We start from the raw sequence: 16,965 nt of genomic DNA, 5'->3' as shown, positions 1-16,965 counted from the left end.
TTAATCTTGCTCTGCCATGTTAACGGCAACTACCGACGTAATCTGCGGAACAGCTTTCATAATCGCTTGTTCGATTCCAGATTTCATAGTCATGAAACTCATCGGGCATGAACCGCAGTTGCCCAAAAGCTTAAGCTTTACTGTTCCTTCAGATGTAATTTCTTCAACAGAAACATCACCTCCGTCAGCCTTTAAATAAGGTCTGATAGTTTCTAATGCCTGTTCTACTTGTTCTGTTAAATTCATTATATATATTTTAATTTATAAAAATAGTAATTTTTTAGCAATTCACCATTTGCGCATTGTTGATGGAGATCTGTTGTGCAATCTTACTTGCAATATCGCCAAATACAACATCCAATAACGGGTTTTGATTTAATGCCACTGGTTTCCCTTGATCTCCGGCCTCCGAAATGCTTTGAATAATTGGGATTTCTCCTAAAAACGGTACATTAAACCGTGCTGCAAGCTCCGTTCCACCACCTTTTCCGAAAATGTAATATTTATTGTCGGGTAATTCTGCAGGAGTAAAATACGACATGTTTTCTATAACACCTAAAATCGGGATATTAATTCCAGGCATTCTGAACATCGCCAAACCTTTGTGTGTATCAGCCAGTGCAACTTGTTGCGGCGTAGTAACCACAACTGCTCCTGAAATTGGGAAACTTTGCGTAATGGTGATATGGATATCGCCTGTTCCTGGAGGAAGATCAACGATCAGATAATCCAGTTCCCCCCAGTTGGTATCGTTAAACAATTGTTTTACTGCATTAGATGCCATTGGTCCACGCCACGGCACTGGTTGTCCGGGATCAGCAAAAAAACCTAAAGACAATAACTTGATCCCGTATTTTTCAATTGGTAAAATTTTAGTTTTACCATCAGCGGTTTCTTCTGCACCTGGCTTGGCATCAACCAGATCGAACATCGTTGGTACCGATGGACCATAAATATCGGCATCGATAAGGCCAACTTTGGCACCATCTTTAGCCAATACAACAGCCAGATTGCTCGCAACAGTAGATTTACCAACTCCCCCTTTTCCAGATGAAACCAAAATAATGTTTTTGATGTTATCTAACGATGATGAATTGCTGGGTTGAGTAACCCTTGAAGTTACATTGATTACCACCTCTGCCGTCGGCGATACAAAATGTTTGATGGCATTTGTACAGGCATTTTTCAGCATCTCCTTCATCGGACATGCCGGTGTAGTAAGCTCCAAGGTAAAATTGACCAGGTTATCTGTAATCTGTAAATCTTTAATCATGTTTAAAGTAACCAGATCTTTTTTAAGATCGGGATCTTCAACATTTTTAAGCGCATCTAAAACTTGTTGCGGGCTAATCTGCATGGTATTAATTTAAATTCAAAATTAACAAAACATAGCCACAAATACTTTTATTTAGGCTTTTTAACTGTAATTTTAACACGAAATAAACATTTAATTGTTACGTTTAAGCAATTAACCATTTTAACGACTATATGCAAATACCAAAAATTAAGATCCCCAAAAAATATTTAAAAATCGGAGCCTGGGTTTTAGGTGTTTTTTTAGTTGTTTGTATTGCTCTGGGGGCGGTAGCCTATAGCAAAAGGGAAGCGCTTCTTAAAAAAATGGTGGCTAAAGCAGTTGCCAAGGCCAATAAAGATTATGACCTGGACGTCAAAATCGGATCAGCAGGTTTCACCGGGCTCAGCACGGTTAAAATGACTAATATTACTGTTGTTCCTAAAGAACGTGACACCCTTTCGAACATTAATGAGTTGAGTGTTAGTGTTAAACTTTTTCCATTAATATTCGGTAACGTAAAACTTTCGGAAGTAAAACTGAAAGATGGTTTTGTTAATGTGGTACTTAAAGATTCGACTACAAATATCGATTTCATCTTAAAACGTAAGAAAAAAGACAGCACTCAAACCAACCGGAAAGCAAATTTATCAGAAATAGCCAGCAACATTTTAAATCAGGTTTTATATAAAATCCCTGACGATATGGATGTAAAAAACATGGTTTTTAGGTTAAACGATCACGATACGGCCAGGTTAAGTTTTGCAACCACTGCAACGATAGATGGCGGCGATTTAAAATCGACCATTGAAGTGAACAACAACGAATCTACCTGGCATATTAATGGTTATGTTAATCCGGGAAGTAAAAAGTTAAACTTTATAGCGTATGCTGATGGAAAAAAGTTGGAATTGCCCTACCTAAATAGTAAACTACATGCCAAGTTGAGCTTCGATACCTTGCAAACCGAATTAAAAAATGCCAAATACAGTGGCGATGATTATAAGATATCTGGCTCGTGGTCAGTTAAAAACATGTTGATTAACCAACACCGCATTGCTTCAAACGATATTATTATCCAAAGCGCAAAACTAGATGCTGATATTTTAGTTGGACCTAATTACATTGCTTTGGACAGTACCTCAACAGCTTATTTGAAAAATGCCCAGATCCATCCTTTTGTTAAATATACTTTAGGAAAGAATAAAATATATGAGCTAAAGCTAAATGCTGAAGAGCAGGATGCGCAAGGGATTTTAGATGCATTTCCACAAGGCTTGTTCGAATCGCTCGAGGGACTTAAAGTGCAAGGCAAAGTTAAATATAACCTTAACTTTTACCTGGACACCAAAATACCTGATAGTGTGCGTTTCAATTCTACACTAACACCGGTTAATTTTAAAATTGTTCAGTGGGGAAAAACCAACCTGCAAAAAATCAACAATACTTTTGTATATACACCTTACGAATATGGCAAACCGATGCGTGATATTACCATTGGACCATCCAACCCTAATTTCACACCATTATCAGCCATTTCAAAGAATTTTATCAATGCCGTTTTAACTGCGGAAGATCCTTCATTTTTTACGCACAATGGTTTTGTTGAAGAATCGATTCGCAAATCAATCGCCGTAAATTTTAAAGAAAAGAAATTTAAGCGTGGTGGTAGTACCATCAGCATGCAACTGGTTAAGAATGTATATTTAAGCCGTCAGAAAACTTTGGCCCGTAAAGCCGAGGAGATTTTGATTGTTTGGCTTATTGAACATAACCACCTGATTAGCAAACAGCGGATGCTGGAGGTATACTTCAACATCATGGAGTTGGGAAAGAATATTTATGGGATAGGGGAAGCATCACGATACTATTTTGGAAAACAACCTGCGGATTTAACTATTGGCGATGGACTGTTCCTGGCCAGTATTGTACCTAAACCTAAAGCGTCGATGTATAAATTTATGGCTGATGGTAGTCTGAAACCCTATATGTTCAACTATTTCAGGTTTATGGGTAATATTATGGCTAGAAAAGGCTTAACACCTGGCGACACCTCAGGTTATGGCTTTTATAATGTTCGCCTGAGAGAAGGACTCCGTCGTTACTTAGCACCTGACACTGCCGTGGTTGATACCTCTGCATTTGACGATGATGGAGATGGACTACCAGTTGTAATTATACACGATAAAAATAAAGGTTTCTTCGAACGCCTTTTTGGTAGTGGAGCTAAAAAAGACACTACGACAAATAAACAGACCCCCACACCTGCCGATACCACCAAAACCAAAAAGCAATTGAGGCAGGAGCGAAGGGAAGAACGAAGAAGACAAAAAGAATTGGAAAAGGCCCAGCAGTAACCAGTTTACAGTTGGCGATTGGCAGTTTACAGTTCAGCCAAACTATAAAACAATTAACATTTAACCAATTTATACAATTAACCATCCCATAGCGGCATGCACAAAATAAAAGTAGAGGATAAGGAGTTCGAGATATTTTTAGAAAATGATACCCTAAACAAAAGGATCCGTTTACTGGGTATCCAGATGAATGTGGACTACGAAAATAAATGTCCGTTATTTATCGGTGTACTAAATGGCAGCTTCCTATTTATGGCTGATTTGATCAAAGAGATTAATGTACCTTGCGAAGTTGCTTTTATGCGTGTAGCTTCTTACGAAGGAACAGCAAGTTCGGGGAATGTAAAAGAACTGATCGGATTGCCGGATAACATCGAAGGCAGAGATATTGTTATTGTAGAAGACATTGTTGATACAGGCTTAACCTTAACGCATATTTTAAAAACGATAAAAGAAAAAAATCCGGCTTCAGTTAAAGTTGCGTCTCTTTTACTTAAACCAAGTGCTTTAAAACATGAAATTAAAGCACTTGAATATGTTGGTTTTGAAATACCTAACGAATTTGTGGTGGGCTATGGACTAGACTATAATGGTCTTGGCAGAAACCTGACTGATATTTACAGAGCAACGGGCGCATAATTTTTAAATTGGATTAATTTATTTTTCGCACCTTTGCCCAATAATTTTTAACACAATGACCATACATAAAGAAGGTTACACTACCATTGCCTTAAGCATACTGTTTATTTTCGTTATCAACGCTATTGTTGATTATAAATATCACGACATTACCTGGTTGCGTTGGTTCATTTATATTTTTTCAGCTGCATTATTCATTATTGTATTGCAGTTTTTCCGCAATCCGAGCCGCAGCTTTTCTTCAGGCGATAACCTTGTTATTTGCCCTGCAGATGGTAAAGTAGTGGTAATTGAAGAAACTGAAGAAGGAGAATATTTTAAAGATAAACGTTTACAGGTTTCGATTTTTATGTCGCCAGTAAACGTTCACATTAACCGTAATCCAATTTCAGGAGTGGTAAAATTCTTCAAATATCACCCGGGAAAATATCTTGCAGCGTGGAATCCAAAATCATCGACCGAAAATGAACGTACAACCACTGTTGTCGAGCATAAAAACGGTACACCTGTATTGTTCCGTCAAATTGCAGGTGCTTTGGCCCGCAGGATTGTATGGTATGTAAAAGAAGGCGATCAGGTGATACAAACTGAACAGTTCGGTTTTATCAAATTCGGATCGAGGGTAGATGTTTTTCTTCCGGTAGGCACCAAAGTTAATGTAGAACTTAACCAGGTGGTAAAAGGCGGAATCACTACATTGGCAACTTTAAGCTAAGGATATAATATTTTATAAAAAAGCCGGTTTAGTTAATGCTAAACCGGCTTTTTGTTTTTACTACCTTGGACTAGCGTAGTGTTATTTGAGTGCGCAGACCACGGAACCTGAAAGTATTTTGAAACACTGAAGAATCCACCTAAACCTGATAGCAACGGAAAGCCCGGATCCCGATTTTTCATCGGGAGAGGACTTGTAGTGGATAGCAGGAACAAACTTTAATCATTCCTACAGGTTCTGCTTTCCAAAAAAAGCAACTTTTTTCCCTTATCCATTACATCTTCTATATAGCAATTTTCTTTAATTTACGCAGTAGTTTGTGGAGACACAAACCACGGGATCAGAACTAATCCGTAGCATCATTACCTACTTCTTTTTCTGTGGCATTGCCAATCGGCCTATCGCTAATTAAACGCTGTGTTGGGTAAGCAAAATCAGATTTATTACGGATCACGATATCCATAATCTCCAGGTTGATTTCCTGTCTGATTTTAAGGAATTCGGTATAATTAAGTACCGTTACAAAATAGTTGACCTCAACATTTAAACCCGAATCACCAAAGCTTTTAAAGGAGGCATTTCCATCATCGCTGGTGCCCTCATGATTATTGATGTAACTTTCAATTTCGGTGATAATTTTTCTTAACGAATCGGAACTGGTTTCGTATGTAAGTCCGATCACAAATGATACTTTACGTGAATTTCTCAATGAAAGGTTTTCTAAAACCCCATCGATCATGCCCCTATTGGGTAGGGTAGCCATGGTTTTTTCGGAAGTTCTGATCCTTGTACTTCTGAAACCGACCTTTTCTACAGTGCCTTCCACACCGTCAACCTTCACCAGGTCGCCAACGGTAAAAGGTTTATCTAAAAAGATGGTGAACGAACCTATTAAGTTCTCTAAGCTCTCTTTAGCCGCCAATGCAATAGCAATACCACCAATACCCAATCCGGTAATCAGCGTCAATACATTAACCTCGAAAACAAAACCCAGCAGGGTAAAAAAACCAATAAAGATCACTACCGTTTTCAACAGCTCTTTTAAAAAGGGTACCAGTTGATCGTCGGCCTTATTTTCAGTAAGCGATGCTTTATATAACCAAACGTGACTAATGAAGTCGATTATTCTTAAGATAATCCAAAAAACAGATAGGATGATCCCAAACAAAAATATCCGGTCGATACAATCGCCAATGGTTACCGGAATTAACTCTTTAACCTTACCGATTAATTTACTATAATGGAATACAGCTACCTCTAACGGGTGTTTTAACTGGTTAATGGAAAGATAAAGTGTAGTTAAAAGAATAAAAACCTCTATCGGCTTAAGTAAAAGCCCAACAAATGCTTCGTCATGAGATTGACTAGAGAAATTTTTAAAGAGCCTAAACAGCAGTTTACTTAAAAGTTTTGATACAATCCTTTTGAATATTAGGCCTAAAAAAAGAATGCCACCTAAAAGAAAATAGGCTTTTACAGTATTGCCCCAAAAAACCTGGTCGAAAAAAGCAGAGTCTAACATTTAACAAAGGTATAAACAAAAAAACCTCCACGAAATGAATCGTGAAGGCTATATCTTATAATAAAGAATATTATTTTCTCAAAGATTTGATACGAGCGGCTTTACCAGTTAAAGCACGTAAATAGAACAATTTCGCTCTACGAACTTTACCATAGCTATTTACTTCTACCTTCTCAATGTTTGGAGAGTTGATAGGGAAAATACGCTCAACCCCAATACTGTTGCTCATTTTACGAACTGTGAAAGTTTCGTTAGCACCAGCACTGTTACGTTGTATCACAACACCTTGGTAAATTTGGATACGTTCCTTATTACCTTCGCGAATTTTATAGTGTACGCTCACTGTATCGCCAGACTTGAACGCAGGAAAATCTTTTTTCGCGATGGCCTGCTCTTCAACAAATTTTACTAAATCCATGATTTTAAGCTATTAAATCGATATTTCATCCCGTGAAAATCGGATTGCAATATTAGGGATTATTTTTGATAAAAAAAAACCTAATTTAATTTTTTCCACATTCTTTATGAATTCCACATTCGATTGTGTTAAATGCTTCTATTCCAAAAGGTCAGGGCGGCGCGTTTTAGTCCGTTCTAAGGCCTGTTCGTGTCTCCACTCATTCACTTTTGCCTCGTGGCCACTTAATAAAACATCCGGCACTTTATATCCGCGCCAATCTGCCGGCCGCGTATAAACTGGTGCATCAAGCAATTCTCCCTGAAAACTATCAGATAGGGCAGAGGTCTCATCATTTAAAACACCGGGGATTAAACGCACCACAGCATCTACCACAATCGCAGCAGGAAGCTCACCACCACTCAAAACATAATCACCCACAGAAACCTCCCTCGTTACAAAGATATCGCGTATACGCTGATCTATGCCTTTGTAATGGCCACATAAAATAATGATGTTCTTTTTAATAGAAAGTTCGTTGGCCGTGCTTTGGTTTAAAGTAACGCCGTCGGGGCTCATGAAAATAATTTCATCGTATTCGCGCTCAGCCTGAAGTTTTTCGATACAGGCCGCAAAGGGTTCGATACTCATCACCATGCCGCTTCCTCCGCCATATTGGTAATCATCTACACTTTTTTGTTTATTGGTGGCGTAATCCCGCAGGTTATGTACCACTATTTCGGCAATGCCTTTTTTTTGTGCACGTTGCAAAATAGAATGGGCAAACGGGCTTTCTAATAAAGCGGGCAGAACTGTTATAATATCGAAACGCATAACGCAAAGGTAAGTCTTTAACCTGAAGTCTTTAGCCCGAGGTCGAATTTTGCTACGCTTAGTTCAATTTTGACTCTTATCGCAACTCATTGCTGTAAATATTAATCCAGCGTATTAACCTTTACCAGATTGCTCGCCCACTGTAACGGCTTCCTACCGTTCCGTCCGTCAACAACACCGCTTACTTTCATTGTTTTTTGGTCATTGCCTAAGGTATAATAGTTTGCATATTGCCTGCCTTTAAGATCGTAAGTAGCATCGGGCCTTGCATCAGCAATATTTAGCACATACATGTTGCCGGATAAAATTTTAAATGTGCCGCTATGTGTGACGATCTGCACACCACCTTCCTTGGCGAGATTGTAAAAACTTCCATCCGCTTTAAAAACGATTTTACACCCCGGATTACTGGTATCGTTCCAGATACCAACAAAGGGCTTAATTTCTTTCAAATTTGCCTGTTGTACAGTTTTACAAGAAATGATTGTAAGCACGGCGAGAAAAACCATGGCGATTTTTAATGTTCTTTTGAGCATGTTAATTTGATTAGAATGAAATCTAAATTAATAATTTTTCTCCAAAAAACATATCCTGTTAATCACCTTCTTATGGCTCAAATATTTCTTCTACGCTCTTTTCAAAAACGTGGATAATTTTAAGGCCAAGGCGGTAAACGAAACATAATTACCTGATTATATAGCATTTATGGCCTACCTAAAAACCAGAATTAAATATTTTAATCAATTTTACTAAAAGATTGTTCTATTTTACAAACAGACTGAGGAGCAGCAAAAAAACAGAAAATATTTTTTTAATCTTTTAGTTTTCCAGATAAATATCGAGCAAACCTTCGGGTAAATCAAGGGTTAGTGTTTTTTCATCCTCATCGTATTCTACAATAAAATCTTCATTTAGCGGGAACAGGATTTCGGTTTCTTTATACATCACTGTAGCCACGAATTGTTGTGGGTATTCGTTTACTTCCAAAATCTCACCTAGTTCACCCAAAGTTTCATCTATTGCTAAATAACCTTTAAAGTCGGTATAGAAAAATTCTCCTTCTTCACGTTCTGGCATTTGCGACAGGGGCAGGTACAGTTTCTTTTTTAGTAGCGGCTGCACTTTATCGATATGATCAGCATCATCAAAATTAAAATACCCGGTTTTATTGGCCTGTAGTTTTGCAGAAGCCACAAAATATGGGACAAGCTTACCATTCATATCAGCAAATACCACATCAAATTCGAGTTGTTCGTATTCATCTAATTCGAAAAATACCTGAACTTCTCCCTTTAAACCCCTCGTTTTAGTAACGTAACCTATATAAAATGCTTCTTCGTGTTTCATAGCGACTAAATGTGCCTTAAAAAGTCACGTCATCCTGAATTTATTTCAGGATCTATGACAAGAAAGATGCTGAAATAAATTCAGCATGACGAACTGTAAATAATATCTTTTAAATAAAAATAGCGTTCCGAATATCCGGAACGCTATTTTATGAGACAAAATAATTAAAATTATTCTGCTCCTTCTTCTTTAGTAGCTTCTGCTGCAGGAGCTTCTTCAGTTGCTTCAGCCTCAACAGCTGGAGCTTCTTCTTCAACAACCTCTTCTGCAACTGGTGCATTTTTAGCTGCGATAACTGCTGCTTTATCTTCTTTTTTCTTAGCTTCTGCTGCTAATGCTGCTTTACGCGCATCTGCTTTAGAAGTAGCTAAACCTTCTGTTTTACCAGAAATTTTACCTGCTTTAGCATCTAACCAAGCTGCAAATTTTTCATCTGCCTGTTCTTGAGTTAAAGCTCCTTTTTTAACACCACCTTCTAAGTGTTTTTTGTACAAAACACCTTTGTAAGAAAGGATAGCACGAGCAGTATCAGTTGGTTGTGCACCACTGTTAACCCAAGCTAAAGTTTTTTCGAAGTTAATTTCGATGGTAGCAGGATTGGTATTTGGGTTATAAGAACCTAAACGCTCAATAAATTTACCATCACGTGGAGAGCGAGAATCTGCTACCACAACGTGGAAAAAAGGTTTTCCTTTTTTACCGAATCTTTGCAATCTGATTTTAGTTGCCATTTTCTTTTGTATTTATGTATTCAACATAGTTCCCGGAGCTTCATGCTGCGGGGCTGCAAAGATAACTAAAATACTGTAAATTAAAAACATAGTTTAATTTCTTTGTTTTCAGGATATTTGCGCCAAAATATTTGCAGGTACAGAATGGAAAGAATTGCGATTGATATGGACGAGGTGATTGCCGACGCCGTTGGAAAATTTATTAAATTATATAACCGGGATTTTAATGTTCCGCTTGACTTAAAGATCGATGCAGGAAACGAAATTTTCCACCATGTTCCACAGGATGTTAACCAAAAATGGTTCGAATATATCAATGAACCTGGCTTTTTTCGCGACCTTGAAGTTATTGCAGATAGCCAAAGGGTAATTAAAGCCTTACAGGAAAAATATGATGTGTACATTGTTTCCGCAGCAATGGAGTTCCGAAACTCATTGATCGACAAATACGATTGGATGGCCGAACATTTTCCTTTCGTTGATTGGCAGCACATTATGTTCTGCGGAAATAAAATTGTGAATGTCGACATCATCATTGATGACCGTATTAAAAACTTTGTAAATTTTAACGGTCGACCTTTATTATTTTCTTCGCCCCACAATTTGCTTGTAACTGAATACGAGCGTGTAAACAACTGGGAAGAGGTTGCCGGTTTGTTGCTATAATATTAATTGCATTCATGGGCGTCGACTTAAGTCGACGCCCATGAATGCAATTAATCAATATAATCCTAAAAATTAAATTCACCTACCAGGTTTCCTCCGCTACTCTCAGCTGCGAGCGGCAATACAATTACTTTTCTTTGCTGTTTACCAGTAGCATATCGGGTATAAATCTCAGCGTTAACTGTTGTTGGACCGCTAATATTAATCTGGTTATCGCCATAATAGTTAACCTCAATTTTATATTTTCCTTTTATCGCTTTTTTAATCATAAACTGCTCCGGGCCATAACCTGAAGTAAAATCGTTACTAATCCTGCCACCTATTTTTGTTTTTGAATTACCATAATACCCTTTTTCTCCCGTTGGATCAGTTAACCACAGGTCGATATCTGTATCATTTTTATTCCAGTTGAGCACCACACGCACATCTACAGGTAAAGATTGGATCAACCGTTTGTCAATTTCTTTTGTACTGAGTTTATTGCCATGTTTTGCCAGGAGGTTATTCATCTCCGAAATGATGATTTCTTCGATGCCCTGATCTCTATCGGCAATCTGGGCATTATAACTTTGGGTAAGTACCTTATATAAATTATCTAATGCTGGTTGATATTGCCCGTTATCGGCCAGCGCCAGCGCATAATCCCTATAACTCTGTGCATCCATAGGGCGCCATTGCAAGACTTTTTGGGTAATAAAAAGTTCATCTTTGTAATTTCCGGTCTGCTTTAATTTATAGGCCAGGGTTTTATATAGATCGGCATTCTCCAAATCTAAATCGGCAATATTGCTTAAAATGGTTAAGGCCCTTACACTGTCTTTCTGCTGGTAAAACCAATTGGCCACATCAAAATAAAACATCGGTGTTGAAATGTATTTTGAGCGCATTTTTAAATAAGCCTGATAAGCACTATCTGGTTTACCGACCAGGTTCTTCATATAATCTTTATCACTTTTAAATTCAGGGATAATGATGGCGGGTTGCTGTTGTGGTGCAGGCGGCATTTTCATGGCATCTACTCTTGCTATCTGAACACCCGCAACCCTACCCTGAAGAGCGCTTGAAGCATTGCTTCTAATGGTCGTGACCGATCCCGTTACAGCAGCTTTTTGCTGAGCGGCATAGCCTACAACCACCACTTCATTTAATTGATTCGTTTCTTTATTATCTCTTCTGGCAGCTCCAGTAGCTGGAGCAGGCGTTACCGCTTGTGGCGTAGGTGGAACTACCATTTCAGCTGCTTTCGCAACTTCTCGCCTTGGCGCGTCACCAACTGGTTCGCTCATTACGATATCAGCTGTCGGAATTCCATTTACATCTCTCTGCCCAGGGTCAGGGTATCTCTCTTTCTTCTTTCCTGGTTCTTTATAGTAGAAGTCGGTATTCCACCAGGTTTTCAGTTCTTTGGTCATGGCTACCGCAGCATCGATCAAATCTTGCTTACGTTCCAAAATAGCCGTTCTGCGTTGCTTCAAAACCGCATTATAGGCCTGTTGAAGTTCAATAGGAGGCACAATATCATAACGCAGGTAATCATCAAGATTTTCCAGCACGATGAGGCTGGTATTGCGGGTAACAATACCAAACTGTTTACTTAAAACGCTGATATCATCTTTATTTTCTTCGTACTGGATATCCATTTCAGCAATTTTCTTCTGCGCCCAAACGCGGCTTACATCAATACTGCTCAAAGTATGCTCAGTAGCATTTAAGCGAATCACTTGTTCTGAAACAACAGTATTTCCAAAACCAAACTGCAACGTAAATTCAGTATTAAATTCATTCATAATACCAGCTAAAGAGAAATGTCCGTTTACATTTACTTTCATTGAAGGATAAGTCTGCCGGATGCTGTTTCCATTTTTGATCCCTATAAACTGAAGGTTTTGTTGATTTAACTGTTTAAAAGCATCGTTAACGGTTATGGAATTGAGGTTTACAAATTGGCCGCCAGTTTTTAAGGTGATATATTTTAAAGTGCTGTAATCTGCTTTTAGCGCCGTATTAATACAATGAACAGGCTTATTTAAAGCAATACTATTGCTTCCGAAGGTAGATAAGCCATCTGTAAATAAAAGATATTCGTCTGCCTGGATGGCCTTTGCATTTATTGCGCTGAAATTTGTGCCGCCATCATAAACCAGATTTTTCAGTTTATCTTTTAATGCTGACCAATTGCCGTTAGTGATAGCAAAAGTACCGGCGTTTTTAAAACCGTTGTTTACCAGGCCCAATTGGATAGTTAAGTTTTGTTTTTGCCTGATGATTAAATCAAGCAATTCCATTTCTTTATCGGTATTGCGTTGAAGACCACTTAACGATACATCCCAGAGCAGGCCAATATGGTTGGCCCAATGGCGCTCCCGGCTTTCAATTTTAGGAAAAACATTCACTAAAAAATAATAACCTGATGATGCTTTTTGCATTTGTACCTCAGGCAGGTTATTTCGCTTTGGCAGGTTAATGGTGAGGTCGTTTTTGGGCTGGTAATTGGTTTTATTAATTTCGCCAACGTAAGTATTTCCATTGGCTTTTAAATCAAAGCTACCATCGGGCTGTTCGCCCAGTTCGGGTTTAATTATACTTTCAAAAACCGTGGTTTTTAAGCTGAAATTTTCAATGGCCTGATTATAATCTAAGGGAAGGTGATACCTTAAAACATTGGCGTTATTAAAACTTAATTCTTCTTCGTAACCTACAATAATGGTCCTGCTGCCATTAGCGGGCAAAGGATAAATCCTGGTACGGAAGTTATTCCCTTCAACTTTCTCCAGCAACCCCGGATCGACCCGTCTGCGTTCAATGCTTTCGAAAACTTCGGTTGCTTTGGATTTTTCTACCGGTACGGCCTCACGCATTTTCCCGTTGATATCTAAAGCATAACGGCTAATGCTTATTCCCTCTGGCATTGGGAAAGTAAGTTCGCCTTCTAAAATGCGGTTACTACTATTATGAAAGGTCATTGTCATCACCGTTGTGGCAATATTCCCCGTTATCTGTACATCGATATTCAGTTTTTTAAGTTTAACGGCTTCTTTCTGTTCTGCCGTTTCGGTCTGTTGTACCTTTAACACTGGCATTTGCGCCTTAGCAAAAAAAGCAACAAATAATAAGGGAAGAAGGAGTAAAGTTCTAGATGTGCTCATAGCATTGATTTTTAATAGTGATGCAAAAGCAGCAAAGATTTCATAAATTTATTTTTTAGAAAACACTTAGCGCCCTTATATTTAGGAGACAAAACCTTACAGAAATACGTAAAAAAAGCTTTTGAAAATTGTAACATTTTTTAAAAAATTTGTTCTAATAATAAAACTGAAACGATGTTAGTAACTACAACGCCTACAGTTGAGGGCAGAAAAATTGTAAAATATATTGGTCTTGTTACCGGAGAAACCATTATTGGCGCAAATATTTTTAAAGATTTATTTGCTGGCATAACAGATATAGTAGGGGGTAGATCGAGTTCTTACGAGCGCGTTTTAAGAGAGGGTAAAGATACCGCCGTTAACGAAATGCAGCAATACGCAGCCGCTTTGGGTGCAAATGCTATTGTTGGTGTTGATTTAGATTATGAAACTGTAGGTAGCGGAGGGAGCATGCTCATGGTGAGTGCCAATGGTACTGCTGTTATTTTAGCAGATTAAGAAATTGCTTATTGCGAAAACTAAGCAAAAACAAGAAAGTCTTTCCGGTGCGGGAAAGACTTTTCTTTTTTATATCCTGTTTCCGTTAAAACGAAAGTATATCAATGAGTTTAAGCCATTTGGCACTCACTTTTTCGGCATTAATATGTTTAATGGCATGATCGAAGGGGGTAAAAATAATTTCGCGGTTTACCTGGCCGGCCATTACACCGCTTTCGCCATTAATTAAACCCTCTACAGCAGCAACACCTAAACGGCTTGCCAATACACGGTCCATACATGTTGGTTTACCTCCACGCTGAATATGGCCCAAAACCGAAACCTTTGTATCGTAGTGTGGGTATTTTTCCTGCAAAATTTCGCCAACTTTAAATGCACCGCCTGTATCATCTCCTTCTGCAACAATAATAATTTTCGATGCTTTATCTTTACGGCTATGCTCTAATTTATGTAATATATCATCTGCATTCATATTGGCTTCAGGGATCATAATCGCTTCTGCGCCTACACCAATTCCACTTCTTAAAGCAATTAATCCGGAGTCGCGGCCCATTACTTCCACGATGAATAATCTATCGTGCGATTCAGCCGTATCCCTGATCCTGTCTACCGCATCAATAACAGTATTGATGGCAGAATCATAACCGATGGTAAAATCGGTACCTGCCAAATCGTTATCAATTGTTCCAGGTAAACCTACAATCGGGAAATCGAACTCTTTAGAAAAAATATTGGCACCCGTAAATGTTCCGTCACCACCAATTACCACTAAAGCATCAATACCTTTAGCTTTCAGGTTTTCATAAGCTTTTTTTCTGCCCTCAACGGTTCTAAAAGCTTCACTACGTGCAGTTTTTAAAATGGTTCCTCCGCGCTGGATAATATTTGCTACAGATTTGCGGTCCATAGGGATAAAATCATTGTTGATCAGCCCTTCGTATCCACGGATAAATCCGGTTACTTCAATATCATAATAAATAGAGCCCCTAACTACGGCTCTAATTGCGGCGTTCATGCCTGGCGAATCTCCGCCAGAGGTTAAAACGCCAATATTCTTAATCTTATTCATTTGTTTGTTTCTTAGCAAATTCTGATAATCCATTATCCAGATATTGCAAATATTTGTCTATATCAAATTCTACTCCAATAGGAGGCGAAACTAATTCTTTTTCATCAGTACCCAAAAGTACATAATATGGTTGCGAAATGGTATTAAATCTTTCAGCCTGCAAATGTTTGAATTTTTTACCAACGGTATTCACTTTTGTGCCCAAAATTTTAGAGTCAAATTGTTCCGCTTCAGGTAAACTGGTTTTATCATCTGTATAAAGCGATACCACAATATAATCTTCTTTCAATTTTTTAAGCACTCTTGGGTCAGACCAAACCCTGGCTTCCATTTCTCTGCAATTTACACATCCATGTCCGGTGAAATCTAAAAACAATGGTTTTTTTACCTCTTTAGCATAAGCAAGGGCTTCCTGGTAATCGAAGAACCCGTCGATATTATGCGGAATGTGCAGGAATTCTGAATATTTCCGTTTAGCATGTGTAACTGTTGGGCTTGAGCCACCGCCACCATCTTGTCCGATTACAAAATCCTGAGTGGATAAAGGCGGCACCAATGCACTCACTGCTTTTAGAGGTGCTCCCCATAAGCCCGGAATGAGATAAATGGCAAATACAAAAGTTGCTGTTGCAATAAATAATCTTGGCACTGAAACATAAGGGAGGTCGCTATCATGAGAAAACTTAATTTTTCCTAATAAATAAACGCCCAAAATTAAGGCAAGTACAATCCAGATGGCCAGGAATATCTCACGGTCCAATATTCCCCAGTGATAGGCCAGATCGGCTGTTGAAAGAAATTTTAATGATAAACCCAATTCTAAGAACCCAAGAAAAACTTTGATTGAGTTTAACCAACCACCTGATTTTGGTAGCCCCGTCATTAAACTTGGGAAAATAGCAAACATGGTAAAAATTAACGCCAATGATAACGAAAAGCCGAACATGACGATAACAGGTGTTAACAGATCGGTATTAATGGCAACCAATGAGGTTCCAATTAAAGGGCCTGTACAAGAAAAGGAAACAACAGCCAGGGTTGCTGCCATAAAAAAGATTCCGCTTAAACCTTTCGCATCCGATTTTGCATCCAGTTTATTTACAAACGAACTAGGTAGCGTAATTTCAAAAGCGCCTAGAAACGATACACCAAAAACAATCAGGATAAGGAAGATGAAAATATTAAAAAATCCATCGGTCGAGATCTCATTTAATGCACTGGCGCCCCAGATCAAGGTAATAATTACGCCTAAGCCCACGTAAATTACAATGATCGATAAACCATAAATAATAGCACTCCTGATTCCTTTTGCCCTGCTTTCGGCTCTTTTGGTAAAGAAACCAACAGTAAGCGGAACCATCGGAAAAATACATGGAAGAAAAAAAGCTGCAATACCGGCCAAAAGACCTAAACCAAAGGTTACCCAAAGCGATTGTTTTGGCGCATCTTTGCCAGCTACCGCAGCTTTCTCTACTTTTTTAACCGTATCCTTTTTAAGGGTATCTTTTTCCGTTTTTACCTGCTTATTGGCAGCACTATCCTGTGCCGAACCTACTTCGGTAAAAACAATATCATCAGGAGGAGCAGTTGCTGTGGTATCTTGTGTTACAAGGGCGTAACTCTTAATAGCTGGCAATGCAATAAACATTGTAGCCATTAACAACAATAATAAAACCTTTTTCATTTGTGTGTTTTGTGTGTGTGTTTTGAATCCGTGAAATTAAGAATAATTTTAGAAACGATTTTTTTT

16 protein-coding genes are annotated in these 16,965 nt (G+C 38.4%); 5 read left to right on the top strand and 11 right to left on the bottom strand.

The genetic code is table 11. The features are described from left to right. Both KYH19_RS20645 and KYH19_RS20640 read right to left on the bottom strand, forming a co-directional pair. On the bottom strand, positions 1 to 246 hold the full coding sequence (locus KYH19_RS20645) for a NifU family protein (RefSeq protein WP_029274884.1): 246 nt from the start codon (positions 244 to 246) through the stop codon (positions 1 to 3). Between the two features lie 34 nt (positions 247 to 280). Beyond that, the gene (locus tag KYH19_RS20640; protein WP_219076465.1) at positions 281 to 1,357 is read right to left on the bottom strand and encodes an Mrp/NBP35 family ATP-binding protein; all 1,077 of its coding nucleotides are present in this window, start codon (positions 1,355 to 1,357) and stop codon (positions 281 to 283) included. Positions 1,358 to 1,488: 131 nt separating this feature from the next. On the opposite strand from KYH19_RS20640, the gene KYH19_RS20635 reads away from it, so the two are divergent. The 3 genes from KYH19_RS20635 to KYH19_RS20625 all read left to right on the top strand — a co-directional run bounded on the left by KYH19_RS20635 (position 1,489) and on the right by KYH19_RS20625 (position 5,005). Further along, on the top strand, positions 1,489 to 3,651 hold the full coding sequence (locus KYH19_RS20635) for a transglycosylase domain-containing protein (RefSeq protein WP_219076464.1): 2,163 nt from the start codon (positions 1,489 to 1,491) through the stop codon (positions 3,649 to 3,651). A gap of 96 nt (positions 3,652 to 3,747) precedes the next feature. Then, positions 3,748 to 4,290, top strand: coding sequence for a hypoxanthine phosphoribosyltransferase (gene hpt, locus KYH19_RS20630; RefSeq protein ID WP_219076463.1), 543 nt, complete (start codon positions 3,748 to 3,750; stop codon positions 4,288 to 4,290). Positions 4,291 to 4,345: 55 nt separating this feature from the next. Beyond that, positions 4,346 to 5,005 (top strand): phosphatidylserine decarboxylase family protein, encoded by a 660-nt coding sequence (locus KYH19_RS20625; RefSeq protein ID WP_132395752.1) that lies wholly within the window; start codon positions 4,346 to 4,348, stop codon positions 5,003 to 5,005. A gap of 346 nt (positions 5,006 to 5,351) precedes the next feature. Here KYH19_RS20625 and KYH19_RS20620 read toward each other — a convergent pair whose 3' ends face one another. From KYH19_RS20620 to KYH19_RS20595, 6 genes are all read right to left on the bottom strand, one after another. Beyond that, entirely contained in the window at positions 5,352 to 6,527 is a 1,176-nt protein-coding gene (locus KYH19_RS20620; protein ID WP_219076461.1) for a mechanosensitive ion channel family protein, read from the bottom strand. Positions 6,528 to 6,597: 70 nt separating this feature from the next. Beyond that, a complete protein-coding gene (gene rplS / locus KYH19_RS20615) occupies positions 6,598 to 6,945 on the bottom strand; it encodes a 50S ribosomal protein L19 (protein WP_025141628.1) in 348 nt (115 codons plus the stop codon). Positions 6,946 to 7,083: 138 nt separating this feature from the next. Beyond that, the gene (gene trmD, locus KYH19_RS20610; protein ID WP_219076460.1) at positions 7,084 to 7,758 is read right to left on the bottom strand and encodes a tRNA (guanosine(37)-N1)-methyltransferase TrmD; all 675 of its coding nucleotides are present in this window, start codon (positions 7,756 to 7,758) and stop codon (positions 7,084 to 7,086) included. 101 nt (positions 7,759 to 7,859) lie between these two features. Continuing rightward, positions 7,860 to 8,294, bottom strand: coding sequence for a hypothetical protein (locus KYH19_RS20605; RefSeq protein ID WP_219076459.1), 435 nt, complete (start codon positions 8,292 to 8,294; stop codon positions 7,860 to 7,862). 283 nt (positions 8,295 to 8,577) lie between these two features. After that, positions 8,578 to 9,105 carry a ribosome maturation factor RimM gene (gene rimM, locus KYH19_RS20600; protein ID WP_132395760.1) on the bottom strand — a complete coding sequence of 176 codons (528 nt, stop codon included), beginning with the start codon at positions 9,103 to 9,105 and terminating at the stop codon, positions 8,578 to 8,580. 170 nt (positions 9,106 to 9,275) lie between these two features. Next, on the bottom strand, positions 9,276 to 9,836 hold the full coding sequence (locus tag KYH19_RS20595; protein WP_132395762.1) for a 30S ribosomal protein S16: 561 nt from the start codon (positions 9,834 to 9,836) through the stop codon (positions 9,276 to 9,278). 144 nt (positions 9,837 to 9,980) lie between these two features. Between KYH19_RS20595 and KYH19_RS20590 the strand changes: the two genes are divergently transcribed. Then, a complete protein-coding gene (locus KYH19_RS20590) occupies positions 9,981 to 10,502 on the top strand; it encodes a 5'(3')-deoxyribonucleotidase (RefSeq protein ID WP_255562483.1) in 522 nt (173 codons plus the stop codon). A gap of 65 nt (positions 10,503 to 10,567) precedes the next feature. On the opposite strand, the gene KYH19_RS20585 is transcribed toward KYH19_RS20590, so the two are convergent. Further along, positions 10,568 to 13,648, bottom strand: coding sequence for a VIT domain-containing protein (locus KYH19_RS20585; RefSeq protein WP_219076458.1), 3,081 nt, complete (start codon positions 13,646 to 13,648; stop codon positions 10,568 to 10,570). Between the two features lie 174 nt (positions 13,649 to 13,822). Between KYH19_RS20585 and KYH19_RS20580 the strand changes: the two genes are divergently transcribed. Beyond that, a complete protein-coding gene (locus KYH19_RS20580; RefSeq protein WP_132395766.1) occupies positions 13,823 to 14,146 on the top strand; it encodes a heavy metal-binding domain-containing protein in 324 nt (107 codons plus the stop codon). An 85-nt stretch (positions 14,147 to 14,231) separates the two neighbouring features. Here the strand turns inward: KYH19_RS20580 and pfkA are convergent, their stop codons facing one another. Next, complete coding sequence (gene pfkA / locus KYH19_RS20575) at positions 14,232 to 15,215, bottom strand: 6-phosphofructokinase (RefSeq protein ID WP_121286192.1); 984 nt, start codon at positions 15,213 to 15,215, stop codon at positions 14,232 to 14,234. Next, positions 15,208 to 16,899 carry a protein-disulfide reductase DsbD gene (locus tag KYH19_RS20570; RefSeq protein WP_219076457.1) on the bottom strand — a complete coding sequence of 564 codons (1,692 nt, stop codon included), beginning with the start codon at positions 16,897 to 16,899 and terminating at the stop codon, positions 15,208 to 15,210. Before KYH19_RS20570 ends, pfkA begins: the two co-directional genes overlap by 8 nt. Positions 16,900 to 16,965 lie beyond the last annotated feature (66 nt).

The sequence above is a fragment of the Pedobacter sp. D749 genome (assembly GCF_019317285.1).
GTDB lineage: Bacteria > Bacteroidota > Bacteroidia > Sphingobacteriales > Sphingobacteriaceae > Pedobacter.
This window is presented reverse-complemented; position numbering and strand designations above follow the sequence as displayed.